At 58.7% G+C, this 23,304-nt stretch carries 26 protein-coding genes; 9 read left to right on the plus strand and 17 right to left on the minus strand.

Features of this window, described 5'->3' with window-relative positions; translation table 11 throughout:
- Nucleotides 1-107 precede the first annotated feature (107 nt).
- Complete coding sequence (locus IB245_RS23070) at nucleotides 108-623, minus strand: Hcp family type VI secretion system effector (protein WP_007918282.1); 516 nt, start codon at nucleotides 621-623, stop codon at nucleotides 108-110.
- A gap of 410 nt (nucleotides 624-1,033) precedes the next feature.
- Between IB245_RS23070 and IB245_RS23075 the strand changes: the two genes are divergently transcribed.
- The gene (locus IB245_RS23075; protein WP_008044915.1) at nucleotides 1,034-1,711 is read left to right on the plus strand and encodes a type 1 glutamine amidotransferase domain-containing protein; all 678 of its coding nucleotides are present in this window, start codon (nucleotides 1,034-1,036) and stop codon (nucleotides 1,709-1,711) included.
- A 101-nt stretch (nucleotides 1,712-1,812) separates the two neighbouring features.
- Here the strand turns inward: IB245_RS23075 and IB245_RS23080 are convergent, their stop codons facing one another.
- The 3 genes from IB245_RS23080 to IB245_RS23090 form a co-directional block, all read right to left on the minus strand.
- Complete coding sequence (locus IB245_RS23080) at nucleotides 1,813-3,189, minus strand: VOC family protein (RefSeq protein WP_192228745.1); 1,377 nt, start codon at nucleotides 3,187-3,189, stop codon at nucleotides 1,813-1,815.
- A gap of 109 nt (nucleotides 3,190-3,298) precedes the next feature.
- Complete coding sequence (locus IB245_RS23085; protein WP_008044917.1) at nucleotides 3,299-4,255, minus strand: alpha/beta fold hydrolase; 957 nt, start codon at nucleotides 4,253-4,255, stop codon at nucleotides 3,299-3,301.
- A gap of 22 nt (nucleotides 4,256-4,277) precedes the next feature.
- Nucleotides 4,278-5,732: a flavin-containing monooxygenase gene (locus tag IB245_RS23090; RefSeq protein WP_192228746.1), complete on the minus strand. Its 1,455-nt coding sequence runs from the start codon at nucleotides 5,730-5,732 to the stop codon at nucleotides 4,278-4,280.
- A gap of 185 nt (nucleotides 5,733-5,917) precedes the next feature.
- On the opposite strand from IB245_RS23090, the gene IB245_RS23095 reads away from it, so the two are divergent.
- Nucleotides 5,918-6,991: a diguanylate cyclase gene (locus IB245_RS23095; protein ID WP_008026745.1), complete on the plus strand. Its 1,074-nt coding sequence runs from the start codon at nucleotides 5,918-5,920 to the stop codon at nucleotides 6,989-6,991.
- 111 nt (nucleotides 6,992-7,102) lie between these two features.
- On the opposite strand, the gene IB245_RS23100 is transcribed toward IB245_RS23095, so the two are convergent.
- The 7 genes from IB245_RS23100 to IB245_RS23130 form a co-directional block, all read right to left on the minus strand.
- Nucleotides 7,103-7,741, minus strand: coding sequence for a transposase (locus tag IB245_RS23100; protein WP_192228747.1), 639 nt, complete (start codon nucleotides 7,739-7,741; stop codon nucleotides 7,103-7,105).
- Complete coding sequence (locus IB245_RS23105; protein WP_192228748.1) at nucleotides 7,738-8,517, minus strand: hypothetical protein; 780 nt, start codon at nucleotides 8,515-8,517, stop codon at nucleotides 7,738-7,740. Before IB245_RS23105 ends, IB245_RS23100 begins: the two co-directional genes overlap by 4 nt.
- Before the next feature lie 119 nt (nucleotides 8,518-8,636).
- Nucleotides 8,637-8,825, minus strand: a complete 189-nt coding sequence (locus IB245_RS23110; RefSeq protein ID WP_192228749.1) for a hypothetical protein — start codon at nucleotides 8,823-8,825, stop codon at nucleotides 8,637-8,639.
- Nucleotides 8,826-8,873: 48 nt separating this feature from the next.
- Entirely contained in the window at nucleotides 8,874-9,053 is a 180-nt protein-coding gene (locus IB245_RS23115) for a hypothetical protein (RefSeq protein ID WP_192228750.1), read from the minus strand.
- A gap of 261 nt (nucleotides 9,054-9,314) precedes the next feature.
- Nucleotides 9,315-10,184 carry an isocitrate lyase/PEP mutase family protein gene (locus IB245_RS23120; protein ID WP_008026744.1) on the minus strand — a complete coding sequence of 290 codons (870 nt, stop codon included), beginning with the start codon at nucleotides 10,182-10,184 and terminating at the stop codon, nucleotides 9,315-9,317.
- 146 nt (nucleotides 10,185-10,330) lie between these two features.
- Nucleotides 10,331-11,365, minus strand: a complete 1,035-nt coding sequence (astA, locus tag IB245_RS23125) for an arginine N-succinyltransferase (protein ID WP_008026743.1) — start codon at nucleotides 11,363-11,365, stop codon at nucleotides 10,331-10,333.
- Nucleotides 11,366-11,426: 61 nt separating this feature from the next.
- The gene (locus tag IB245_RS23130; RefSeq protein ID WP_192228751.1) at nucleotides 11,427-12,443 is read right to left on the minus strand and encodes an arginine N-succinyltransferase; all 1,017 of its coding nucleotides are present in this window, start codon (nucleotides 12,441-12,443) and stop codon (nucleotides 11,427-11,429) included.
- 542 nt (nucleotides 12,444-12,985) lie between these two features.
- Here IB245_RS23130 and IB245_RS23135 point away from each other — a divergent pair.
- Both IB245_RS23135 and cobF read left to right on the plus strand, forming a co-directional pair.
- Complete coding sequence (locus IB245_RS23135) at nucleotides 12,986-13,558, plus strand: histidine phosphatase family protein (RefSeq protein ID WP_192228752.1); 573 nt, start codon at nucleotides 12,986-12,988, stop codon at nucleotides 13,556-13,558.
- Nucleotides 13,558-14,313, plus strand: coding sequence for a precorrin-6A synthase (deacetylating) (cobF, locus tag IB245_RS23140; protein WP_192228753.1), 756 nt, complete (start codon nucleotides 13,558-13,560; stop codon nucleotides 14,311-14,313). The genes IB245_RS23135 and cobF overlap by 1 nt, the downstream gene beginning before the upstream one ends.
- Nucleotides 14,314-14,434: 121 nt before the next feature.
- Here the strand turns inward: cobF and ftrA are convergent, their stop codons facing one another.
- Complete coding sequence (ftrA, locus tag IB245_RS23145) at nucleotides 14,435-15,409, minus strand: transcriptional regulator FtrA (RefSeq protein WP_192228754.1); 975 nt, start codon at nucleotides 15,407-15,409, stop codon at nucleotides 14,435-14,437.
- 101 nt (nucleotides 15,410-15,510) lie between these two features.
- On the opposite strand from ftrA, the gene IB245_RS23150 reads away from it, so the two are divergent.
- A complete protein-coding gene (locus IB245_RS23150) occupies nucleotides 15,511-15,945 on the plus strand; it encodes a rhodanese-like domain-containing protein (protein ID WP_192228755.1) in 435 nt (144 codons plus the stop codon).
- A 142-nt stretch (nucleotides 15,946-16,087) separates the two neighbouring features.
- On the opposite strand, the gene IB245_RS23155 is transcribed toward IB245_RS23150, so the two are convergent.
- Nucleotides 16,088-16,747, minus strand: coding sequence for a type 1 glutamine amidotransferase (locus tag IB245_RS23155; RefSeq protein WP_225609966.1), 660 nt, complete (start codon nucleotides 16,745-16,747; stop codon nucleotides 16,088-16,090).
- Nucleotides 16,748-16,909: 162 nt separating this feature from the next.
- Between IB245_RS23155 and IB245_RS23160 the strand changes: the two genes are divergently transcribed.
- The 3 genes from IB245_RS23160 (at nucleotide 16,910) to IB245_RS23170 (ending at nucleotide 19,915) form a co-directional block, all read left to right on the plus strand.
- Complete coding sequence (locus IB245_RS23160) at nucleotides 16,910-17,689, plus strand: ABC transporter substrate-binding protein (protein ID WP_192228756.1); 780 nt, start codon at nucleotides 16,910-16,912, stop codon at nucleotides 17,687-17,689.
- Nucleotides 17,690-17,897: 208 nt separating this feature from the next.
- Nucleotides 17,898-19,010 carry a succinylglutamate desuccinylase/aspartoacylase family protein gene (locus IB245_RS23165; RefSeq protein ID WP_192228757.1) on the plus strand — a complete coding sequence of 371 codons (1,113 nt, stop codon included), beginning with the start codon at nucleotides 17,898-17,900 and terminating at the stop codon, nucleotides 19,008-19,010.
- 188 nt (nucleotides 19,011-19,198) lie between these two features.
- Complete coding sequence (locus tag IB245_RS23170; protein WP_192228758.1) at nucleotides 19,199-19,915, plus strand: alpha/beta hydrolase; 717 nt, start codon at nucleotides 19,199-19,201, stop codon at nucleotides 19,913-19,915.
- Nucleotides 19,916-19,918: 3 nt separating this feature from the next.
- Here the strand turns inward: IB245_RS23170 and IB245_RS23175 are convergent, their stop codons facing one another.
- Nucleotides 19,919-20,479 (minus strand): hypothetical protein, encoded by a 561-nt coding sequence (locus IB245_RS23175; RefSeq protein WP_192228759.1) that lies wholly within the window; start codon nucleotides 20,477-20,479, stop codon nucleotides 19,919-19,921.
- A gap of 490 nt (nucleotides 20,480-20,969) precedes the next feature.
- Between IB245_RS23175 and IB245_RS23180 the strand changes: the two genes are divergently transcribed.
- Nucleotides 20,970-21,341 (plus strand): DUF6124 family protein, encoded by a 372-nt coding sequence (locus IB245_RS23180; protein ID WP_192228760.1) that lies wholly within the window; start codon nucleotides 20,970-20,972, stop codon nucleotides 21,339-21,341.
- A 49-nt stretch (nucleotides 21,342-21,390) separates the two neighbouring features.
- On the opposite strand, the gene IB245_RS23185 is transcribed toward IB245_RS23180, so the two are convergent.
- The 3 genes from IB245_RS23185 to IB245_RS23195 form a co-directional block, all read right to left on the minus strand.
- Nucleotides 21,391-21,717: a putative quinol monooxygenase gene (locus IB245_RS23185; protein ID WP_192228761.1), complete on the minus strand. Its 327-nt coding sequence runs from the start codon at nucleotides 21,715-21,717 to the stop codon at nucleotides 21,391-21,393.
- 28 nt (nucleotides 21,718-21,745) lie between these two features.
- On the minus strand, nucleotides 21,746-22,420 hold the full coding sequence (locus tag IB245_RS23190; RefSeq protein ID WP_192228762.1) for a glutathione S-transferase family protein: 675 nt from the start codon (nucleotides 22,418-22,420) through the stop codon (nucleotides 21,746-21,748).
- 84 nt (nucleotides 22,421-22,504) lie between these two features.
- Nucleotides 22,505-23,296, minus strand: a complete 792-nt coding sequence (locus IB245_RS23195) for a hypothetical protein (protein ID WP_192228763.1) — start codon at nucleotides 23,294-23,296, stop codon at nucleotides 22,505-22,507.
- Nucleotides 23,297-23,304 lie beyond the last annotated feature (8 nt).

Consider the following 23,304-nt stretch of genomic DNA (forward strand, 5'->3'; position numbering starts at 1 on the left):
GGCGTTCGTCGACAACCGCAAAGCGGATCAACGCACGCGAAATTCTGGAGGGGCGTAAACAACATCGACCAGCAGAGCTGGCCGATGCTTGTAACGATCAGCCGTAATTAAACGACTGGAGCACGCCAGTCATCGGAACCCGAAGTACCGGATACTTCGTGGGTCCAGGTGATTTTGCGGTAGGTGAACTGCACTTCTTCCAGGTGGGTGAAGTGCGAGTTGCCTGGATCCTGGCAGTTGTGCATTTTGTTGTTGATGGCGACGATGATCGCGTCTTCCAGTTTGGTGGTGTAGTAGTGCTCTTGAGTACCTTGAGCCGAAGTACGGTACCACTGGATAACGATTTCGCTCATGCGCTCGCCGGAGGTCAGAGCCGCTTGCAGCAGAGGCGAAGCCTTGTCGTAGACCTTGGTGATCACGACTGGCTTGTGTACGCGCTGACCGGTCGGTTGGCCGGATTGCGGGTCACGCGGGATGATCACGTCGTGGGTGAACGCCTGAACCATGACCTGGTCTTCGTGACCTTCCTGGTAGGTGTTGCCAACGGAGTCGGCAGTGAAGGCGCCGGCAGTGATCAGGCCTTGTTTTTCGCCAGTGACGGACATGTACGCTGGTGTTGCCATGGATGCTCTCCTTGCTGAATAAATAAAGGTGCCCGGGAGGCGGTATCGCCCGGTGGGTGCATGACTGTTATCAAGGTCCGTGCCATAAACGATAAAAGCCATATAAAACAAAGCTTTGAGATTGTTTTTCGACTGTTTTTGAAACCCCGCGCAAGGATCTATGCGTAATGTGCGCAAGAACTTGCGCAGCACTGCGCAACTTCTTGCGCACTCGGCTGGAGGCCCTGATTAGCCGGATGTTGTGCAGTGAAACCGGAGGATTTGCTCGGTCGATTGCGCAACTTCTTGCGCATCAAGGCGGTTGGCCATCATCGGGGAGAGCCCGTGTAACAAGTGCAACGAACTGCGCAGCCGGGTGGTCAAAACTGCGCTGAGATAACCGTACATTTCCCACATTCAAGGAGCGCGACATGAAAATCCTGATGGTTTTGACGTCCCACGATCAATTGGGCAATACCGGTAAGAAAACCGGCTTCTGGCTGGAGGAATTCGCGGCACCGTATTTCGCTTTCAAAGACGCCGGCGCTCAGCTGACGCTGGCGTCGCCCAAGGGAGGCCAGCCACCACTGGACCCCAAAAGCGATGAGCCCGATGCGCAGACCGCTGCGACGGAGCGTTTTCGCAAGGATTCCGCAGCCCAGTCCGCATTGGCGTCCACCGCGTTGCTCGGCAGCGTGCGAGCCGAAGATTACGATGCGGTTTTCTATCCGGGCGGGCATGGCCCGTTGTGGGATCTGACTGAAGACAAGGTTTCGATCGCATTGATCGAGGCGTTTTACAAGGCGGGCAAGCCGGTCGCTTTGGTCTGCCATGCGCCGGGCGTGTTGCGTCACGTCAAGGGCGCGGATGGCCAACCGCTGGTCAAAGGCAAGCGTGTGACTGGCTTCACCAACTCCGAGGAGGAGGCGGTGCAACTGACCAATGTGGTGCCGTTTCTGGTGGAGGACATGCTCCAGGAGAAGGGCGGGATTTATTCCAAGGGGGATGACTGGGCGAGTTATGTGGTGACCGATGGTCTGCTGCTGACCGGGCAGAATCCGGCGTCGTCCGAGGCGGCGGCTGAAGCGCTGCTGACGAAGCTGAAATAACCACGAACCTTGTAGGAGCCGGCTTGCCGGCGATAAGGCCCTGAAGAGCAATACAAATCCAAGGGCCCCATCGCCGGCAAGCCGGCTCCTACAAGGGGGGATTAACGGAGCGTTGCGAAGCATTCCTCGATCGAACGCCGTTGCGTCTCGGCATACAACCCCAACTCATCGATGGTCGATCGTCCCAGGGCTTGCTCGAATGCTTGTCGGTTCGAATGCTCGCCGTAGTGGGTTTGCGCGGCATCCCCCAGGTTCGACTGGAAAATCCCCGCCGCGCTGACCGGCAGGAAATCTTCGTAAACCAGCGGTTCAACCCGCAAATAGCCACCGCTGAGCAGATCTTCCAGAGACGAGGATTTAAGCGCCGGCGCTCCGACGCCTTTCTCCGTGACGAAATAGCGGAAGTACGCCAGTTCCTGTAGGCGCATGCCCTCGACGGTGTCAGGGAATTCGCTGAAATGCTGCGTCATCAGCGCGTTATAGCGTGCGGCGTTGCCTTCGTTGGGGAAGTCCCCGAGTTCGTCGCGAGCAGCATTGAGCAAACGGTCATACAGCGCTCGTCCTTTAGGCGTGAGCGCCGCGCCGCGCTGCTCGATTTCACCGAAACGAGCGCTGTGGCTGCCGCGACTTTCGGCCTGATCGGTAAAGGCAACAGGCTCGTCCAGCGCCTTGAAACTGGTCTGACGCAACAGGATCGGGCACTGCCGGCGGGGCGGGCCTTCGATCACCGCTTTAGGGGTAATGCCGTGGGCCGGCATTTGCGCCTGCACGATGTCGATGTCCAGCGTGCGCGGCGTCAGGTGGTTGATGTGCGGCCCCTTGAACGCCACCACGTCGGCGATCAGGCGATGCTGAGCGCTGAGTTTCTGGTACTGCTCGGCGGTGACCGTCGCGCTGTGGTGCCAGCGGAAGGTTTCCAGCGCTTGCTCGACGAAGTCCTGGGCCTCGGGCTCGGTGAGGCCACCTTCGGTTTCGGCACGATCAATGAGGTTCAATGCGTTTGGCGTGAAGATCGAGCGCTTATTCAGCACCGATTGCGCAAAGGCGCGCAGCTCAAGGTCTTCGATCAATTCCAGACGCAGCAACGAGGTGAACACTCGAAACGGGCTGACCTGCAGTGAGGCTTCATGCACCGCGCGGAACGCCGTGGAATGCACCGGCACGCCGGCCGGGGTCAGGTCGTAATAGCCGACCGGTTGCATGCCTATCACCGCAAACAGCCGGGCGAGGGTGGCCAGTTCAGCGGCGGTGCCGACGCGGATGGCGCCATGACGCTCCAGGTCCAGACGCTGGATTTCACCGGTGCTGTTCAACTGCCGGGCGATCTGCGGGTCGCTCTCCAGTACATGGCGGTTGGTCTGTTCCACCAGTTCCATCAGCGCGCCGTACAGCGGCACTTCTTCGCGGTACATGTCGGACATCGCTTTGGAGAAGCGTTGGCGGATCAGGTCAGGGCTGACAAAGCTCGGGTGGCTCATGAAAAAATTCCTGGCGCGGTGACGTAAAGGATGCGGAAAAGATCGCAGCCTTCAGCGCCGCCGACAAACGAAGAATCTTACGGACTTCATTCTTCCAAGGACTGCTTGCTCAATGCATCCTCTGGTCCTGAGGGCTTTCCGAGCGTTGGGATGCCAAAAACTCCCGATATAACCGCGCCGTGCTCCCTGGCTCTTCGACCATCGGCATATGGCCGATGCCGTCCCAGATTTCTACACGCAGATCCTCGATGCCTTTGCTCCAGATCGCCACGCTGCTGACATCGATCAAGCGGTCCTTGCGCCCCCACAACAGTAGCGCCGGGCACTTGATGTCGGGCAGTTTTGGCTCCATCGGCGGGCTGGCGCGAAAGTCGCTGAAGATTTCTGCCAACTCATCCCGGGACTGTTCATAACGCTGGGCGATGGCGTCCAGCACCACGCCGGGCACCCACGGTGGTTCGGCCATGGTCATGGCGTAGAAGCGCCGGAATTCTTCTCGGGAGTGAACCAGGAACGGGTTGTGCCCCTGGGCCAGGTGGCGTTCCAGGTCACTGATTTCGGGGGCGGTGACACCGGCCGGGTCGATCAGCGCGACCGACGCGATGCGCTCCGGGTAGGTGGCCGCGAGCCAGGCTGCCATGTAGCCGCCCATCGAGTTGCCGATCACGTGGACCTTCTCGACGCCGCAGACGTCGAGCAACTGGATCATTCGTTTGGCCTGCAAGGGAATGTCATAACCGCCGCCGGCCTTGAAGCCGGTTTCGCCATGCCCCGCGATGTCGGGGATGATCACCCGGTAGGTGCCGACAAAGTGCCGAGCAAAACGCAGCCAGATGTTCTTGTCGGCGCTGTAGCCGTGGAGCATCAGCACACTGCTTGACGCTTCATAAGGCCCGCCTTGCCAGGTCGAGACGGTCATTTCGGCGATGGGCACGACGATTTTGTGTAGCCGATACAGCTTGGCTTCGGCCGCCATGTTCAAGTCATAGAGCCAATAACCGATGGCCGGGTAGCTCAACCAGCTCCAGGCCGCGAAAACTGCGATAGCGACAACCAACAAAAGCATCAGGCGTCTCCCTTCTCTCTGATCAGGACAGCATGTGATCGGCGGGTTTCAGTGCCCGGGTCAATCGGTGGTAGCTGAAACTGAACCCCGGAAACATGGCGATTACATGACCGCTCTTGCTTTGATACCAACTGTGGCAGCCTCCTGACTTCCATACAGTGCGTTCCATCTCCCGGTGGATCATTTCAGTGTAGGTACGTTCTGCCTCGGGGCGTACTTCGATGCTGCGCAAACCCTGTTCTTTTAACGTGCGAATGCAGTCGAGGATGTAATTCATCTGCGATTCGATGATGAACAGCGCCGACGTGTGGCCGATGCCGGTGTTGGGGCCGGTGACGATAAACAGGTTGGGGAAGTCCGGCAGGCTGGTGCCGAGGTAGGCGCGAGGGTAGGTCGCCCAGAAATCCCTGAGTTGCTTGCCGTTTTTTCCGCTGACCGGGTAGGAAATGACTCCGTCAGTGGCGTCGTAACCGGTGGACCAGACGATCAGATCCACGTCGATGTGCTGCCCGTCCTGCATGACGATGCCGGTTTCGTCGATGGCGGCAATGCCTTGCTCGCGGCTGTGCAAGGTCACATTGTCGCGGCCGAGTGCCGGGTACAGGGTGCTTGAAACAATGACCCGCTTGCAGCCGATGGCGTAGTCCGGTGTCAGTTTTCGTCTGAGTTCAGGGTCGGGCACTTGTCGCTTGAGGAAGCGCAGGGCGTGTTGCTGGACCATGCGGATGGCCGGTTTCGAATATTTGAAGGCAATCACCCGGGTTTCGAATTGCCAGTAGATCATCCAGCGCAGCAGCTTGTAGGCGGGTTTGAGGCCGAGCAACCAGCGCTGGAAAGGCCCAAAAGTGCGGTCGCCCCGTGGCAGCACCCAGTGCGGTGTGCGCTGGAATACATGCAAATGCGCGACGTCCGGAGCAATCGCCGGGATCACCTGGGCCGCGCTGGCGCCACTGCCAACGATGGCGACGCGTTTATGCCGATAGTCGTAGGCGTGATCCCAATGGTTGGTATGAAAAGTCTTGCCCTGAAAGCGCTCCTGGCCCTCGAAGCGTGGGACGACGGGCTGGCTCAGCGGCCCTGTGGCGTTGATCAGGAACTGCGCGTAGAACGTGCCTTTGCTCGCGGTGTGCACCGCCCAGCGTTTGGCGTCGTCGTCCCATTCGATGCGTTCGACGTTCGCCTTCAGTTCCACCCTGTCGCGCAGGCCGAATTGCTCCACCACGTGCTGCGTGTAGCGGTGCAATTCGGCTTGTTCGGCGAACATTTGCGTCCAGCGATAGGGCGCAAAGGACAGCGAATACAGCGGCGAGGGCACATCGACGGCGGCGCCGGGGTAAGTGTTCTGGCACCAGGTGCCGCCGAAGAAGTCCCGACGTTCCAACAGACGAAAATCATCGATGCCGGCCTTGAGCAAATTGATCGCCGCGCACTGGCCGCCGAAACCGCTGCCGATGATCAACACTTGGAAAGTCTGCATGGGCCTCCTTTTTTCTCGTTATTTGTCTCTTCAGGTATAGCCAAACATTCGGGGCCCGCCTCCTGTCTATACCGCGGTATTCAGACTGCTGGCCGGTGATGGCTATTTGACGTTGCCCTGTTAGACTTCGAGCACACCCGCAACCCCAGGTGTGATCAGGTTCCGTTCAGCGGTACAGAGGCCTTATGGGAAAAACGGGAGGAAAAGGACTTTCACTGGCCAGGAGGCTCTATGCATCGCGAAGTCTGGGGCTAGCCGCGGGACTGGTGTGTGTGGCCGCCGCGATGTACCCGCTTGATCCGCCATTGTGGGTCTGGGCGATGATGCTCTTCAACGGAATCTTCTGGCCACACGTGGCCTACCAATGGGCGCGTCGGGCGAAGGTTCCCTACCACGCCGAACACCGCAACCTGCTGGTCGACGCCTTTCTCGGCGGCTTCTGGGTCGCCGCCATGCAATTCAATCCGCTGCCCAGCGCAACCACCATTGCCATGATGGCGATGAACAATGTGGCCATTGGCGGTTTGCGATTCCTGCTGGTGGGCACGGTTGCGCAACTTCTGGGCGTTTGCGTCGGATACTTTCTGTTTGCGCCGGCCTTCATTCCTGAAACCAGTCAGCTGCAGCTGTACGCCTGTTTACCCTTGCTGTGCCTGTATCCGTTGGCGCTGGGCTGGATCTGCTTTCGCCAGGCTACCACGCTTGGCCGGCAAAAGCGCGAATTGCTCGCCCTGAGTCGCACCGATAGCCTCACCGGCCTGCTCAACCATGGTGCCTGGAAGGACCAGTTGGAAGTCGAATTCCAGCGCTGTAAACGACAGAATCGGGGTGGGGCTATTGCGTTGATCGACGTCGATCACTTCAAAGCCATCAACGACACCTACGGGCATGTCGCCGGCGATATCGTCTTGCGGCAGTTGAGCAAGGTGCTCAAACAGAACCTTCGGGCGACTGACGTGGCCGGCCGCTACGGCGGTGACGAGTTCTGTGTGATTCTCCCGGACCTTGCGCTTGGCAGCGCCGCGGCGGCCATGGATGCTCTGCGGGATCGTTTCGCCACCCTCAGTTACGAACAGAGCCCGGCGCTGAAAGTCAGCCTGAGCATCGGCCTGGCCGCTTTCACCCAGGCGCACACAGACGCGACACTCTGGCTCAACGACGCCGATCAGGCGCTCTACCAGGCCAAGACCACCGGTCGCAATCGGGTCATTTGTAGCGGCGAGGGCGAACCTCGTCACGAACTATTCGACCCGGTTTGAAAGCCTGCACAAATCCCTTGTAGGAGCCGTGATGCGGCGACTGATTGACACGCGGGCAGGGTGACAAATGTTTTCATATCGGGATGTCACCCTGCCTGCCTTCTGTTCAGGCTACTCCGCCCCCAGTAATGACAACGTGTGTTCGTAGAATGCTGTTTCTTGCGTTGCGATGCCGGGATATGTGGGCAAGTAGTCCTCGTCAAAACACCAGGCCTGGGCACTGGTCGTTGGCGGCGCATGAATGATCAGGCTTAGTGAAGCAGACATTTCCCGGGGAGGCAGTTGTCGATGCACTTCGTAATAGGGTTGCATGTGCAGCACTTGGCCTTGGGCGAGTTTAAAAGTTGTTTCTTCACCCAAGGGAGGGCGAATACCAGTGCTTAATTGCGTCTGATCGAGGATGTTGCGCTTGACGGTGGTGTAGCCATCGCCGCTGTAGCCCACCGCATAAATCTCGAAATCGTGGGTGTGGTTCAGGTGGTAGATGAACGTTTCGCTTTCGTCCTTGCTCGACACCGGAGCCCAAAAACCGAGGCGGACGGTGTAGGCATCCGAGTAATGCAGCACAAAGGCGTAGGCGTTATACAAGCTGTTTTTGGTGCTGTACCCGTCACGTTGAAGGGTGTTGTAAAGATGCTCGCTCAGCAATGTTCTGTTGGTGGCAAGTTCGCGCAGGTCCGCAATGATGGGTGATTTATCTTGATGGAGGTCGTACGTGTCCATGCGTTCAACAAAGGTGGCCAATTTCATGCTATCTCACCCACGTGTTGATCCAGTAAGTCATTGAGTCGAGTGTTTTGCAGGTTTCTTAAAAGAGGCGCATAACCCAGCGCTTTAACGGGATTTACCCCATGAATCATCTGGAACGCTTTCCATGCGACGGCGGGGTGATAGTGATAAATCAGTTCTTCGGCCACTTTGCCGGCCCCGGGATCTTTGGCTGCTTGCAGCAATTCCAGGCTGACCAGGTAGCGGGCGGCGCTGTCGTCATGGGGGAACCAGGCAATTTTTTGCAATGACGTACGATCGAATACGTGAATGTCGGCACTCCTGTCAGGAAAGTTAAGACTGCCGATAAATGCGCAATGTCCAGTGCCGTTCGGATTGCTGTCAAATAGGGTTTTCGTACCGTCGATGAACAACGGATTGCTGGCATCTACAATAACGTGTTCTCCGAGAATCAGATGTTCACCTTCAATGCCGTAAAGTTGAATGGAAAAAGCTTCTGCATTGATTGCAAACAAAATACTGTTGCCGGGTACGGAATAGAGTTGTTCAGATGCCGTTGCATTGTCAGGTGCTTTTAGGCTGATATTGCCATTCTGGTTGCAGTGTAATGTTAATGTGCGGGTGTGGGTGTTTGTCTGCTTCATGACCGCGGCGCGGTAAGATACCTCGGAAGTGCTGGCTGTTTGCTGAAATATTTGGTCGGCCAGTTTTTTTACTTCGGCAGTCATATTCAGTTTTTTGATATTGGTGATAATTTGGGAGGGTTGCAAATCGGAATTGAGCAGGTTTTTTATCATATGAGTTCGCCTTTGTTTTTTATGTTTTTTGATCAGGCGCAGCGGAGGCGGTTGTAAGCAGGCGTCAGAGGCTGTGTGCTGTGGCCGCTGACGTCTGCCATTACTGATGAAAGGCAGTGTTACTGAGCGAATTCAGCAGTCTCGATAAACTGCCAGTATTGCTTGATTGCCTGGAGATTGCCGACGTTGAGTCGAGGTGTGTTTAACCAGCAGTTCATGTCGTGGTGTTTTCTGGTTGATGCAGGAATGATGTTTTTTTCCGCATGAAAGAGCGGTGTTCTGGACCAGTTGTTGTTTGTTTTTTTCATTACGACCTCGTTCTGTCTGGCTGCAAACCCGGAAATCGCTATTAGCTATTAATCCTTGGTAGGCATGTTCCAGAATGCCTTGATTTCATGAATGTTACCTATGTTAAAGCGAAGCCCATCATAGCCGGGACAGTTGGTCGCATGGTCGGTTTTTGTCGGTGTAGTGATAACTTTGGCTCCAGCGCGTAACAGAGGAGCATTTTGCCAGTTGTTAGTGGTGTTTTTCATAAGTACTTCCTTGTTATTATAGATTGAGTGAGCGATTAGGGTTAAATATTGTTGTTATTTAACGGTTTTTAGATTAGAGGGGGCGATGGTTAATATCAACTCTGGAGTTGTTATTAAATATTGATGTTTGTTTTTGGGTGTGTATTTCTTGGCGGAAACAGATAACAGCCATATGGTTCCAGACCCCTTGCAATCCTGCCGGTAACATTGCGTCTACCGGCCGAATCACAAGTCGCTTCAGGAGCCGAAATCAGAAAGGACTCATTCCTTGACGCTCATAAACTCTTCTGCCCAACGGATGTATTCCTCAGGCTGCGTATAGGTATGCGTCAGTTCCGTAGCGCTCAAGTCCGAGGTCTGGGTGAGGATCTGCCGCTGCTCGCGCAGGCTGTCGTAAGTCGCCTTGATCGCCGCAAAGTAAGCGCCATGACCGTCGATGGTGACCCGCACGCCCAGCTCTGCCAGACGTTTGTCGTCGCGCAGCAGCGGGTTGCCGTAAGTGACCAGCATCAGTGGCACGCTCAGGTGTTCGGCGATCTGTTCGAGGTGGTCGAAGTCGCGCACGCCTACCATGCAAATCCCGTCCGCACCGGCCTTCTGGTACTGCTGGGTGCGGCTGATGATTTCCTGTACTGGCAGGATGCCCGCGTGGGTGCGGGCGATGATGGCCATTTCCGAGTCGACCCGGGCTTCCAGCGCTGCGCGGATCTTGCCGACACCTTCCGCGACACCGATCAGGTCGGTGGACTTGCGGCCGAATTGCGCCGGCAGCAGGGTGTCTTCGATGGTCAGGGCAGCAATGCCGGCACGTTCGAGTTCGACGATGGTGCGCATTACGTTGAGGGCGTTGCCGTAGCCATGGTCGGCGTCGGCGATTACCGGCAATTGGGCGACACGGCCGATGCGAGTGGCCTGCTCGGCGAATTCACTGAGGGTGATCAGGGCGAAGTCGGGTGCGCCCAGCACTTGTAGCGACGCGACAGAACCACCCAGGATCCCCACTTCAAAACCCAGGTCCGCGGCAATGCGTGCCGACATCGGGTCGAAAACCGACGCGGTGTGATAGCAGGTTTTGGAAGCGAACAGTTCACGGAAGTTACGGCGCAAATCTTGATGTGAAAGCCTGGACATATGAGTTCCACCAATGGAATGGAAGGGCTTGAGCAAAAGTGTCAACGCCGAAAAAACAAAAGGCTATCACGCTAAGGGGGGAAGAATGATGACGAATTTGCAGAGCGGGCCTGATCGAAACCGCCATTGAGAGGCGTGAGGTTGCTTCAAGCCGCCGCAGCCTGCTGCTGTTGATTGAGCAGCGGCACCGCGCGTACCGAGTTGCCGGGTTGCAGTTGCAAGCGTTTGGCGGTGAGCCGGTCGACGATCAGGCTGTTGCCCACCCGCCTGGCGGGGGCGGCGGTGATGCGGCAGTTTTCCAGTCGGCGGTTGTGGATCAGCCAGACCGGCGCCTGGTCGTCTGGCGTGCCGATGACCAGCGATAGCGCCTGGCTGTCGCGCACCGTGCGGATTTTCGACAGCGGTGCTTCGATGACCGGGCCGGCGTCGAAGATGTCGATGTAACCCTTGTGTGTGAAACCTTCGGCGGTGAGGATTTTCAATGCCGGTTCGGTATTCGGGTGAGCCTTGCCGATCACGGCCTGGGCCTGTTCGGTGAGCAGGCAGGTATACAGCGGTTGACGTGGCATCAGTTCGGCAATGAACGATTTGCTGCCCAGCCCCGACAAGTGATCGGCATGGTTGAAATCCATCTTGAAAAAGTGCCGGCCCAGGCTGTCCCAGAATGGCGAGCAGCCTTGCTCGTCGGCGCTGCCACGCAGTTCGGCGATGAGCTTCTCGCCGAACAGGTGCGCAAACTCGGCAGCAAACAGCAAGCGCGCCAACGACAACAATCGACCGTTACTGCCGTGGCGTTGATCGTGACGCAGGAACAGGGAGCAAATCTCCGATTGCCCGGTCATTTCGTTGTTCAGGAACAGTGTCGGGATTTGCCGCCGGATGCCCAGATCCGGTGACGCACTGACTGTCAGTCCCACTCGATAGTTGTACCAGGGCTCACGCAGGCCAACGGCCCCTGTCAGGGCGCTGACACCCACCACTTGCTGATCGTCGTCTTCGAGCACGAACAGGTAGTCGGCATCGGCGCGTTCAACCTGTTCCGCGAAAGTCCGTTGCGCCCAGCGCACCCGGTGCGCCAGGCGGTCCTCGCTGGCGGGCAGGGTGGTAAACCCGGGACCGGCCTGCCGGACCAGCGCCAACAGGGCGGGCAGGTCGGTGATCTGGACCGGACGGACAATCATGATGCAGCTCCTTCTACGCGCAGGCTCGAGCGCTGTCGTTGGGCACTGGACGCGAGGATGCTCACAGCGCGATCACCCGGATCGGGCTGCCGTCGGTGACATTCAGTGCCTCGCACATCTCGGCGCTGAGGACCACGGGTTGCCCGGCGGTGTAGTCCAGATCGGCGACGATGGCGCGATAGTTTCGCAGTGAATCGTTGCTCACCAGGTAGCGTCCTCGGGCATCGATGGTCGAGCCCTGTGTGGCGGTGCCATTCTGGCTTTGCGCGATAGAGCGGATGTTGGCCAGACGTGCATACAGGGTCGGGCCGCCGTCGAACAGGTCGATGTAGCTGTTGGTCTCGAACCCCTCGCGCTCAAGGATATCGAAGGCCTCCTGGCCATCGGGGTGAATACGGCCGATGCAGTCCCGCGCGGCCTGGGGCAGCATCGGCACGTAGATCGGATATTGCGGCATCAGTTCGGCAAGAAATGTCCGGCTCTCCAGCCCGCAAAGGCGCTCGGCCTCGGTGTAGGGCAGGTCGAAGAAGTGTTTGCCCAGCGCATCCCAGAACGGCGACCGTCCTTCTTCATCGCTGAAGCCGACGATTTCGGTGATGACCGCTTCGGCAAAGCGCGGCAGGTGCGCGGCGATGAACATCAGGCGCGCCCGTGACAGCAATTCCGAGGACGGTGTGCGCACCAGTGCCGCATCGATGTGAAACCCGCGCAGCAAAGTGTGGCCACTGAGGTCGTGGCACAACGACAACGCCGGCACGCCGTGCTCGATGTTCAGTTCTCGCGAGGCGCTGGTGAAATGCCGGTTGCGCAGGCTGTAGAAGGGTTCGCCGAAACCGGCAGTGGCGAGGATTTCCGAACACCCCGCGAGGCGCCGGGTGGTCAGGTCCTCCAGCACGAAGAAGTAGTTTTCCGGGCCATGCTGTTGCACGTTTTTATCGAACGAGGCGCAGGAGTCGAGAATCCGCTCGCGCAAGCGTTCGGTGTCGTCCGGCAGGGACGTCACGCCGACCAGGCTTTCTTGCGCCAGTCGCTGCAACTGGGGCAGGTCGGTTAACTCCACTGGGCGTAAGACCAGCATGGATGCACTCCTGTATCAAAGGGTTCGGCGGTTGGCACGAACCTGACTATCACTGTCGGTTTCCACGCATTGAATCGGCGGTCGCTTGATGCTGTTTGCCAGGCGCCACTCTTTTTCTTATCCAGTCAGTCGCTGCTTGCCGCAGGCAGCGTCATGCTGACACTGTCGGTCGGGTTCTGGGTGCGGAGGCGGTGTTGCATGTTGCTGGAAGCGGGCATCCGGGCTCCTGCTGGATGAAGGTGTTGTTTAGATTAGCCGTTACGGCAGTATTTATGGAACGATCGCCCCATGTCTAGTGAATTTTTACTCGGCCATTTCTGGCCCTAAAATGGGACGAAATGCCCGTATGTCGGGGGCTACACCAAAGTCGCTCAGCCTTGTAGGTCCTCGCTGACAGGGGTGTCGGAGATAGCGTTTTTTAAGGGCTACAAGCGTTGGCAAGGGGTAAAACGAAACGCCCCCAATCGTGTTTCTTACGGCACAATTGCGTGATTGTTGGCGGCGTGACGCCATTTTCCTTTCCTTTTACCGAGTGATCCTTCGTGCAGGCGACCCGTTTGACCCTGATGTGCCACGCTCGAACCGTCGCACAGAAATTGGCGCGTTTTCCTACGGATGAGCCGGTGGAGATGGATTGGCAATCGGCAAGAGGTTCGTTTGGTTCCCGACTCAAGAAGGCATCGCGCCTGTTCTGCGGTCCGGAATTGCGGACCCGGCAAACCGCCGGGTTGTTCGCCGATGACGTGGAGATTGTCGAGGCGCTGAGGGAGTGTGATTTCGGACGCTGGAATGGCTTGCGGATCGACGACCTGCAGCAATCCGAACCCGAGACATTGCAGAGCTGGCTCGATGATCCGCATTCGGCGCCTCACGGTGGCGAGTCGGTAGCGCAACTCGGCGAGCGGGTGGCCGCCTGGCTGAAAACCCTGGAGGCAACACCGGGGCACAGCGTTGCCATCACCCACCCTTTTGTCATTCGCGCAGCGCTGACCCATGTGCTGCAAAGTCCCGCGTTCAATCTGATCGATGTCGAACCGCTGTCAGCCATCGAATTGCGCTTCAATGGTCGCTGGCGCTTACGTGTGTTGGGCACAGACCTTGAGGGAGCCTGTTGATGAAAAAACTGATGGTCATCGGCATCGGTGCCGGCAACCCCGACTACATCACGATGCAGGCCGTGAAGGCTCTGAACCTCGTCGATGTGTTTTTCCTCATGGACAAGGGCCAGAGCAAAGACAAACTGATCGACCTGCGCCGTGAGATTTGCCAGCGCTACATCACTGATCACACCTACCGTTTCGTTGAAGCCCACAGCCCGGAGCGCGAGCGCGGAGAGGTGGACTACAAGGCCAGTGTGGAAGACCTGAACCTTGCCAAGCAGATGACCTTCGAACGGCTGATCAATGAGGAAGTGTCCGACGGCCAGTGTGGCGGATTTCTGGTGTGGGGTGATCCGGCGTTGTACGACAGCACCATTCGGATCTTGCAGGCGATTCTGGCGTCCGGCCGCTGCGTCTTCGAGTTCGACGTGATCCCCGGTATCACCAGCGTTCAGGCGTTGGCAGCCCAGCATAAAGTGCCCCTGAACCGGATTGGGCGCTCATTCGAAATCACGACGGGCCGGCGGCTGGCGGCAGGGCAGGTGAGCGATGCCGACAGCCTGGTGGTGATGCTCGATGCGGAAGATTCCTACCATCAGGTGGCGGATCAGGAGACAGAGATTTACTGGGGGGCTTACCTGGGGACACCGGATGAAATCCTCATCAGCGGCAAGCTCAAGGACGTGGCGGACGAGATCGAGCGAGTGCGCAAGGCGGCGCGGCTGGCTAATGGGTGGATTATGGATACGTACCTTTTGCGTAAGCCATGAAACCGCCTTCGCGGGCAAGTCGGATCGCCGCACCGCTCGCTCCTACAAAGATCACGTATACCTTGTAGGAGCGAGCGGTGCGGCGATCCGACTTGCCCGCGAAGGGGCCCTCAAACACACCTCAAATCTTCGCTTCAATCTCCCGCCCAAACCGCTCCCGATACACCGACGGCGGCACGCCGACCACGTTGCGAAACGCCACCCGGAAACTTTCCACCGAGCGATAACCACACTGCTCGGCGATCTGGTCGGTGTTTCTGCTCGTGCTCTCCAGCAATTCACGGGCCCGCGCCAGGCGTTCATGCTGCAACCACGCTTTGGGCGGCATGCCCGTGGCTTCGGTAAACCGACGCAGGAATGTCCGCTCACTCATGGCCGCCTCGCTGGCCAGGTCGCGGACCTCCAGCGGTTCATGCAAACGCTCCCGAACCCACTGCATCACGCGGGAAAGATCACTGCGCGGCGTAGGACTGACCGGCGTCGGAATGAACTGCGCCTGGCCGCCGGTGCGTTGCGGCGACATCACCAGCCGTCGTGCCACCGAGTTGGCCACCTGAGTGCCGAAATCCCGTGCCACCAAATGCAGGCACGCATCGATACCAGCAGCACTGCCCGCCGAAGTGATCAGTTGGCCCGAGTCGACGTAGAGCACGTCAGGGTCCACCAGGATGTTCGGGAAACGCGCCGCCAGTTCCGAGGTGTAGCGCCAATGCGTGGTGGCACCGTGACCGTCGAGCAAACCGGTCGCCGCCAGGACGAACACGCCCGAGCAGATCGACAGCAACCGTGCGCCCCGCGCATGGGCCTGGCGCAGGGCGGTGATCAACGCTTCAGGCACCGCAGCGTTGCGATCACGCCAACCGGGAATGATGATGGTTCGGGCGTCGCCGAGCAGTTCCATGCCGCCATCGGCCAACACTTGAATGCCGCCCATGGCGCGCATCGGGCCCTGATCCACGGCGACGATCCGGTGTTCGTACCACGGGAAATCGAACTCCGGGCGCGCCAGGCCGAAGATCTCCACGGCGATGCCGAATTCGAAGGTGCAGAGGCCGTCGTAGGCCAGAATCGCGACTAATCCAGGGTTGGGTTGCATTTGGCGGAAAATTCCCGGTAGGTGTCTTGTGCGCCACTTTAGCCGCAAGCGCACGGCGGATAAAGTCTTCTCACACCCACCCAAACGTTGGAGTACCGCTCATGACCAGCCTGGTCCGCAACATTCCCGCCGCCCCATCGGCCATTGCCCTGACGCATTTCAGCAACCGTCTGACCTTCGAGACCGATTGTTCCGACGTCCACGGCAGCCAGCAGGCAGGTGAAGTGGATTTTGTGCTAATGGACGTTCGCGGTCCGCTGGCGTTCGAGCGTGGTCATGTGCCGGGCGCGATCAATTTTCCGGGACGACTGCTGACTGCTGAAGGGGTGGCAACCTGGGCGAAATCCACGCTGTTCGTGGTGTATTGCGCCGGGCCACATTGCAATGGTGCCAACAAGGCCGCGGTGAAACTGGCGGCGCTGGGCTACCCGGTCAAGGAAATGATCGGCGGAGTGACCGGGTGGCTGGATGAAGGGTTTGAGTTGAGTACTGAGGTGCAACGGCCAGCCACAACCGCAATCGGCTGCGAATGCTGATGTAAATGCTTTTGTAGGAGCCGGCTTGCTGCGGGCGGCGTTCCGACGATCGCGGTGGGTCAGTCGACATGTTCATCGCCTGAACGGTCGCTATCGCCAGCAAGCCGGCTCCTACAGATTTAGGTATTCATGCGATCGTTGGCTAATTGCCCGCTTTGCCCGCTACCGCCCACCACTCATCCAGCGTCACCTGCAACCATTCAAAAACGGCGGCATGGGCGGCGCTGTCCGGTGCTCCCCGTGGCAGCGGCGATTCCTCGGCAAAGTGCGCATTGAGCGTTGCCACCGATTCGGCATTCCACTCCGGATGAAACTGCAAACCCACCCGAGCAGGCCCTGCGCGATACATCTGCTGCTCGCACTGATCACTGCTGGCCAGTAGCTGCGCGCCGGGCGGCAAGTCGATGGCGTCTTCGTGCCATTCCAGCACCTTCAATACCTGGCCATCGGCAAAGCGCACTGGCGTCCAGCCGGTTTCGGTCCGATCCATTCGCCGCACATTCCCGCCCAGACTCAGCGCCAACAGCTGCGCCCCCAGACAAATCGCAAACACCGCCGCGCCCTGTTCCAGGCTGCGCGCGAGCCACTGGCGTTCAGCCTCCAGCCATGCGGGGCCGGCGTTGGACTCATAGGGCCCGCCCAATAAAACCGCCGGTTCCGCGCTGACTGGCGGCAATTGACCGAGGTCGGCGCGGTAGACGTTCAGCGACAATCCCCGGGAGGCAGCCCAGTCGGCAATTGCACCCGGTCCTTCGGCGGGGTGGTGCTGGATCAGGTTCAACGTGCGAATCTCATCGTTCATTCAGCTCGCCTTTTCTATAAGTATTTGTCGCATATGCACAATTTACGCGCCTGAAGCCGCTCTAGACTGCCCGCCACTTCGGTTTTCTCCAACAAAAAAGCGCTGACCGAACGCTACCAATCGAACGCTGCCAATAAAAGCCTCCGCCCACAGGAGTTATAAATGAAGAAGCTAGTGATGTTCGGTGCCCTGGCACTGTCGATGTTGTCCCTGACCGCTGTGGCCGATGACGCCAAGCCGATCCGCATCGGTATCGAAGCCGGTTACCCGCCATTCTCGATGAAAACCCCTGACGGCAAACTCACCGGTTTCGACGTCGATATCGGCGACGCGCTGTGCGAGCAGGCGAAACTGAAATGTACTTGGGTCGAGCAAGAGTTCGACGGCCTGATCCCGGCCCTGAAGGTCAAGAAAATCGACGCGATCCTGTCGTCCATGACCATCACCGACGACCGCAAGAAAAACGTCGATTTCACCATCAAGTACTACCACACCCCGGCGCGCTTCGTGATGAAGGAAGGCACCGACGTCAAAGACCCGCTGACCGAGCTCAAGGGCAAGAAAGTCGGTGTACTGCGCGCCAGTACTCACGACCGCTTCGCCACTGAAGTGCTGCAACCGGCCGGTATTGTCCTGGTGCGTTACGGCTCGCAGCAGGAAGCCAACCTGGACATGGTCTCCGGTCGCCTCGACGCGATGCTGGCCGACTCGGTCAACCTCGACGACGGTTTCCTGAAAACCGACGCGGGCAAGGGCTTCGCTTTTGTGGGTCCAACCTACGAAGACGCCAAGTACTTCGGCGGCGGCGCCGGCATCGCTGTGCGCAAGGGTGATCAAGAGCTGGCGGACAAATTCAACACCGCCATCACTGAAATCCGTGCCAACGGCAAGTACAAGCAAGTGCAGGACAAGTACTTCAATTTTGATGTTTACGGCGAGTAATCCAGCCGTATAAGAAAGTGGCAACCGTGAAGGCGGTTGCCACTTTTTTTATGTTCTCTTTAATGAAACTAGAACCTTGTGGGAGCGAGCCTGCTCGCGATAGCGGAGTGTCAGGAAACAAAACATTGGCTGACACACCGCTATCGCGAGCAGGCTCGCTCCCACAGGGGATCTCAGTGTTCTGATGTTCTGATGTTCAGGAGTTTTTATGCAACGCATCGACCACCCATTGCCCTGGAGCCACCTGGGCTCCGAACGCACCCTCAGCGTATTTCGTTACGGCACGGGCTCGCGCAAGGTCTACATCCAGGCCAGCCTGCACGCGGACGAACTGCCGGGCATGCGCACGGCGTGGGAGCTGAAAAAACGCCTGGCCGAACTCGAAGCCCAAGGTCAGTTGCAAGGCGTGATCGAGTTGGTTCCAGTGGCCAATCCCATCGGCCTGGACCAGCACCTGCAAGGCAGCCACATGGGCCGTTTCGAACTTGGCAGCGGCAAGAATTTCAACCGCTCGTTCGTTGAACTGAGCGCGCCGGTCGGTGAGCTGATCGGTGATCAGTTGGGCGCCGATGCCCAGGCCAACATCGCGTTGATTCGTCAGGCCATGGGCCAGGTTCTCGACGGTTTGCCTGCACCGAAGTCGCAGCTGGAAGCCATGCATCGCTTGCTGCTGCGCCATGCCTGCGATGCCGACATCACCCTCGATCTGCATTGCGATTTCGAAGCGGCGATTCATATTTATGCGCTGCCGCAACACTGGTCGCAATGGAAGTCCCTGGCGGCTCGACTGAAGGCGGGCGTTGCGCTGCTGTGTGAGGATTCCGGCGGCAGTTCTTTCGATGAGTCCTGTTCTTCGCCATGGTTGCGCCTGGCCAGGGCATTCCCCGAGGCGGCGATTCCACCGGCCAACCTGGCGACAACGCTGGAGCTGGGCAGCATGGGCGATACCCGGGTCGATCAGGCTCAGGCCAATTGCGAGGCCATTCTCGGCTTCCTTGCCGAACAGGGTTTTATCAAAGGCACTTGGCCGGCGGCACCGAGTGAATGCTGTGAAGGTATGCCGTTTGAAGGCACGGAATACCTGTTTGCGCCGCATCATGGCGTGGTCAGTTTCCTGCGCGAGGCCGGTGAATGGGTCGAGAAGGGCGATGCACTGTTTGAAGTGGTTGACCCGTTGAGCGACCGGGTGACCACCGTGTGCGCCGGTACCAGTGGTGTGTTGTTTGCCATCGACCGTGGGCGGTATACGCAACCGGGGACGTGGCAGGCGAAAGTTGCGGGGCGCGAGCCGATCCGCGTTGGGAAGTTGATTAACGATTGACCGGGATGCTTTGGTGTCGCTGATGCCTTCATCGCGAGCAGGCTCGCTCCCACATGGGGAATGCATTTCAACTGTGGGAGCGAGACCGGCTTGCCGGCGATGGCGGCATCAGCAGCACCGAAAATATCCCGGCTGGCTTCACAGTGTTAGGCTCAACCCCGAATCCTGCGCTCTGTGAAGGAAGGTTTATGTTGAAGGTTCTCGCTCTGCTGACACTCCTGGCGTCCGCCGCCGTCCACGCTGAAACCCCGCTGCACACCGATCTGCCGCTCAAATACCTGGAGCAGGCCAACCCCGAATCGGTCAATCAACCCCTGGTGATTTTCCTCCACGGCTACGGCAGTAACGAACAGGACTTGTTCGGCATCAAGGATGAATTGCCTGCCCACTACAACTACCTGTCGGTGCGCGCGCCGATGGTCATGGAGGAGGGCAGTTATCAGTGGTTTCGCAAGAAGGGAGAAGGTGCCTACAACGGCGAGACGGATGACCTGAAGGCCAGCGGCCCGGTGTTGCTGGATTTCGTCGCACAGGCTGCGAAGAAATATCACACAGTACCGAACAAGGTTTTCCTGGTGGGCTTCAGCCAGGGCGCGATCATGTCTTACGAGGTCGCGTTGCGTCATCCCGAAGCCGTGGGCGGGATCGCGGCGTTGAGCGGGCGAATCTTGCCGGTGCTCAAGTCCGAACTCAAATCCGATGAAAAACTTCAGAAACTGGCGATTTTCATCGGGCATGGCACAGCGGACAAACGCCTTCCCTTCAACGACGGCACCGAGGCGAACAACCTGTTGCAGAGCCTGTCACTCAAGCCTGAATTTCATGCATATCCAGGCGTTGGCCACAACATCAGTGCCGCCGAAATGCAGGATTTGAGCGCCTGGTTGCAGCACCTCAACCCCTGAGCCTTACTTGCCGCTGACGATCTGTTTAACCAGCGCTTCGTGGCCGGCATTGTCGCTGAGGCGGGAAATCACCTTTACCAGCGCCATGCGCGTGCCCGAGGCGGCCATCAGCGTGGTATCGAGGGTCTTGCCGCCGCCCTGGGTGGCGATGCTGTCGATCTCCCGCAGACCGAGGCCGGTGCCTTTCTGGGTCAGGCTTTTCTCACTGAGCTTGGTGAAATCCGGCAGTGCCTTGGCTTGTTGAGTGGCGAAGTCGGACGCCGTGGTATCGAGGAACTCACCGTCGTTGTCCTTGGCGTTGACGCCACCAGGAATGGTGTTTTCAGCGGCAATCACTACGGTTTTCGTGGTTGCGTTGGTGTACATGGTGCCACTCGCACCGGTCGCGTCCGCCGGCAGCGGGTTGGCAACGAAGCCCTTGGGCAGGTTGAATTTGAATTTTCCGCCCAGCATCGAGACGTTCTGCGCGGGCGCTGTCTCTTTAGCCGCCTGTGCATTCAAAGCCCCCAGGCTGGCAACTGCTGCCAGCAGCAGGACAACGGCTTTTTTACTCAACAGTGACATTCAAAATCTCCAGGGTGGTCTCGCGGTGGGGGCGATCATCCCATGGAGGTCGTGGAGCATTCCAGTGTGGGCTAACGGGTGGTCGGGTTTTGGTGAGCGAAAAGCTTTTGAACCTCGCGTTTACGGCGAATCAACGTATTTACGAAGGCTTGTTTAACCGCGCTCAGCGTTACTTCATGAAAGCTACAACACCTTGCGTCGTTGCCTACAGGTACGTAAGAATCCGCCGGCTTGTGCGCTTTTGGGGTGGGTTCTATTGTTTTCCGGTCGCTGAAAACACAGTGATCGGGTTTGGTAGACCCTCAGCATCGACGCATAGCGTCACCTTGTTCGGCCCTTTCTCAGGGCTGCGTTTTATGGTGGCCATGCGCAGGGCTCCTTCGGGGGCGCCGGTTCCGATGCCCGGTCTACCAACCTTCGTATGGCCGCCACCCTCCGTTTGGTAGCGAGAGGTTGATGGCTCCTTCTAAGTAGCATCGGAGCTCCATCTATGCCCAAACCAACACCCAATCCCCCCAGCCCGGACCTGTCCGCTTCAGCCCAAAGCGCTGACCAAGAAAAGCTCGAAGAGACCATCAAACTCGCCCTCGACTTCTACGCCAATCCTGCCGCGCACATTGCCCTGATCAACGCCACGCCAAGGCAACTCGACAGCATGTTCAGCGTCAACCCGGAACTCGATGTCCAGACCCTGCTCAGCCATGCGTGCGAGTCGCTGGCATCGGCCAATGTCATGGCCATGGACCTGGCGGATCATATGGAGGGGACCCGTCGCAATTCGCTGTTGGGCATTGCGCAAGTCATCATGCTTGGGGAGCTGGCGGTGAACCAGGCGCTGGATAAACTCGACGCCGCCGAGTAATAGGGATGCCCGTGGTGAGAGGCTGGCCCTCACCACGGGGATTACGCTGTTACACGTCGCGGCGCACCGGGTAGCTCTCGATCACGTCCAGAAACTCGATCCGACGGTCGCTGGCCAACAGCTCCGGCAACAGCTTTTCATAGTCCTGGCGATACGGCTTGCTCAGGTGACGCGTGATGAAGTCTTCCTTGCTGCAGTTCCAGGTTTCGTAGAGCACCAGAGTGTTCGGCTCGTCCTGCAACTGGTGGACCCAGGTGTTCACGAAGTCCGGCTCGGCCGACATCTGGTGCACCACGTCCAGCAGGCGCTGCTTTGTTTCGGCGAAGCGTTCCGGTTTGGCTGGCAGGTAAACGATAAACGCGACTTGATCACTCATTTCATCACCTTCGCATGCGGGGAATGGATTACTGCGCCTGGTTTTGCGGGAACAGATTGCGACGGGTTTCTTCGTCGAATTCCGCTTTCAGTACCAGCTTCTCTTTGAGGCCGTGAGCACGTACGGCTGCCGGGCGAGCGCTGATTTCGTCGAACAGGCGCTTGACGTTCGGGTACGCCGCCAAACCGTTTTCGCCGAGGATGTACGGCGCGTAGTTGGCCCAGCCCCACAGCGCCATGTCGGCGATGCTGTAGGTGTCGCCGGCCAGGTATTGATGGTCGGCCAGGCGCTGATCGAGCACGCGGTAATGACGCTCGACTTCCTTGAGGTAACGGTTTTTTGCGTAGGCCAGGTCTTCCGGTGCGTGGTGCAGGAAGTGCACCGCCTGGCCGGAAAATGGCGACAGGCCGGTGGCGATGAACATCAGCCACGACAGCAGCTCGGCCTGGCCGGCAACGGAGGTCGGCAGGAAGCGCTGATGTTTTTGCGCGAGGTGCAACAGGATCGCCTGGGAGTCGAACACGGTGGCGTCTCCATCGACCAGCGCTGGCACTTTGGCGTTCGGATTGATCGCCAGAAAGGTTGGCTGGTGTTGCTCGCCCTTGAAGGTGTCGACGCCGATCAATTCGTACGGTGTTTGCAGTTCTTCAAGCAGCAGGGCGACTTTCATCGGGTTTGGCGAAGGGTGGAAAAAGAATTTCATGGTGTAGGCCTCAGTCAGTGGTTGGTCAGGAACTGAGGCTGATAGTGGGCGAAACCCGTTCGATTGACGTACGGGGTTGTTGTTCTACTCGTTCGAAATAGTTGAACGGGTTGCGGGCGTTGCCACCGGTTTGGCCAACAGGCGCCGGGTGACGCCGAGCATGGCGACCGACACCGCGACGCCCAGGCCAAAAGCCTTCAGGCCCATGCCCGGCAAGGTCAGCGCCAGGACCAGGCAGAACGCGCTGAATGAATACATGCCGGTGGCCGTGGCGCGTAACAAGGCGGCGGTAAACGCCGGGCCACGGGTTTGCTGGGAAAACACCGCCATCACGCTGCCCAGCACCGGGAACACCGCGAGCAGGCCGCTCCAGCGCTCGCCGACGGTGCTGGCGAGCCAGGTGACCGCGAGAGTGAGAAGGGCGCCGGCAATCATGCGCAGCAGCAATTTGTCGGACTTCGGTGCCGGGCCGGAGACGATCGGCTGCACCTTGGGAAACAGGTAAGGCGCCGCCAGCAGCGCGGTCGCGGCGGCGATCACCGAGAACACCAGGGACGGTGGAATCACCGACAGCACCACCGCCGCTGTCGCCCAGACCAGCAGCGAAACCGTCAGCGCCCAAGGCCATCCCGTGCGTTGGGCGACCTGGGCGTAGGTTATGCAGAAGGCAATCATCGCGAACATCGCGGATAACGCGGCGGTCGCCGATTGCGCGGCAAACACTTCGCCTTGTTCGATAGCGAGGAAAAACAGAATCGGCCCGACCACCACCGGCAACCCCGAAAGCCAACCGGCGACACTCGGGCCCCAGCGTTTGCCCGCGAGGGAGATCAGTAAGAGAAACCCGGGAATGACCAGCAGTTTGAGCAGCAGCACGTAGGCGC

The organism is Pseudomonas sp. PDM02 (assembly GCF_014852285.1).
GTDB classification, from domain to species: domain Bacteria; phylum Pseudomonadota; class Gammaproteobacteria; order Pseudomonadales; family Pseudomonadaceae; genus Aquipseudomonas; species Aquipseudomonas migulae.

Bases quoted from the DNA above. Each gene is read 5' to 3' on its own strand.
- IB245_RS23095 (WP_008026745.1), top strand. From the start codon at position 5,918: ATGGGAAAAACGGGAGGAAAAGGACTTTCACTGGCCAGGAGGCTCTAT.
- IB245_RS23175 (WP_192228759.1), bottom strand. From the start codon at position 20,479: ATGTCACTGTTGAGTAAAAAAGCCGTTGTCCTGCTGCTGGCAGCAGTT.
- IB245_RS23085 (WP_008044917.1), bottom strand. From the start codon at position 4,255: ATGCTTTTGTTGGTTGTCGCTATCGCAGTTTTCGCGGCCTGGAGCTGG.
- IB245_RS23070 (WP_007918282.1), bottom strand. From the start codon at position 623: ATGGCAACACCAGCGTACATGTCCGTCACTGGCGAAAAACAAGGCCTG.
- ftrA (WP_192228754.1), bottom strand. From the start codon at position 15,409: ATGCAACCCAACCCTGGATTAGTCGCGATTCTGGCCTACGACGGCCTC.
- IB245_RS23190 (WP_192228762.1), bottom strand. From the start codon at position 22,420: ATGAAATTCTTTTTCCACCCTTCGCCAAACCCGATGAAAGTCGCCCTG.
- IB245_RS23100 (WP_192228747.1), bottom strand. From the start codon at position 7,741: ATGAAATTGGCCACCTTTGTTGAACGCATGGACACGTACGACCTCCAT.
- IB245_RS23105 (WP_192228748.1), bottom strand. From the start codon at position 8,517: ATGATAAAAAACCTGCTCAATTCCGATTTGCAACCCTCCCAAATTATC.
- IB245_RS23180 (WP_192228760.1), top strand. From the start codon at position 20,970: ATGCCCAAACCAACACCCAATCCCCCCAGCCCGGACCTGTCCGCTTCA.
- IB245_RS23160 (WP_192228756.1), top strand. From the start codon at position 16,910: ATGAAGAAGCTAGTGATGTTCGGTGCCCTGGCACTGTCGATGTTGTCC.
- IB245_RS23185 (WP_192228761.1), bottom strand. From the start codon at position 21,717: ATGAGTGATCAAGTCGCGTTTATCGTTTACCTGCCAGCCAAACCGGAA.
- IB245_RS23110 (WP_192228749.1), bottom strand. From the start codon at position 8,825: ATGAAAAAAACAAACAACAACTGGTCCAGAACACCGCTCTTTCATGCG.
- IB245_RS23120 (WP_008026744.1), bottom strand. From the start codon at position 10,184: ATGTCCAGGCTTTCACATCAAGATTTGCGCCGTAACTTCCGTGAACTG.
- IB245_RS23150 (WP_192228755.1), top strand. From the start codon at position 15,511: ATGACCAGCCTGGTCCGCAACATTCCCGCCGCCCCATCGGCCATTGCC.
- cobF (WP_192228753.1), top strand. From the start codon at position 13,558: ATGAAAAAACTGATGGTCATCGGCATCGGTGCCGGCAACCCCGACTAC.
- IB245_RS23090 (WP_192228746.1), bottom strand. From the start codon at position 5,732: ATGCAGACTTTCCAAGTGTTGATCATCGGCAGCGGTTTCGGCGGCCAG.
- IB245_RS23155 (WP_225609966.1), bottom strand. From the start codon at position 16,747: ATGAACGATGAGATTCGCACGTTGAACCTGATCCAGCACCACCCCGCC.
- IB245_RS23130 (WP_192228751.1), bottom strand. From the start codon at position 12,443: ATGCTGGTCTTACGCCCAGTGGAGTTAACCGACCTGCCCCAGTTGCAG.
- IB245_RS23080 (WP_192228745.1), bottom strand. From the start codon at position 3,189: ATGAGCCACCCGAGCTTTGTCAGCCCTGACCTGATCCGCCAACGCTTC.
- IB245_RS23165 (WP_192228757.1), top strand. From the start codon at position 17,898: ATGCAACGCATCGACCACCCATTGCCCTGGAGCCACCTGGGCTCCGAA.
- IB245_RS23115 (WP_192228750.1), bottom strand. From the start codon at position 9,053: ATGAAAAACACCACTAACAACTGGCAAAATGCTCCTCTGTTACGCGCT.
- IB245_RS23075 (WP_008044915.1), top strand. From the start codon at position 1,034: ATGAAAATCCTGATGGTTTTGACGTCCCACGATCAATTGGGCAATACC.
- IB245_RS23170 (WP_192228758.1), top strand. From the start codon at position 19,199: ATGTTGAAGGTTCTCGCTCTGCTGACACTCCTGGCGTCCGCCGCCGTC.
- astA (WP_008026743.1), bottom strand. From the start codon at position 11,365: ATGATTGTCCGTCCGGTCCAGATCACCGACCTGCCCGCCCTGTTGGCG.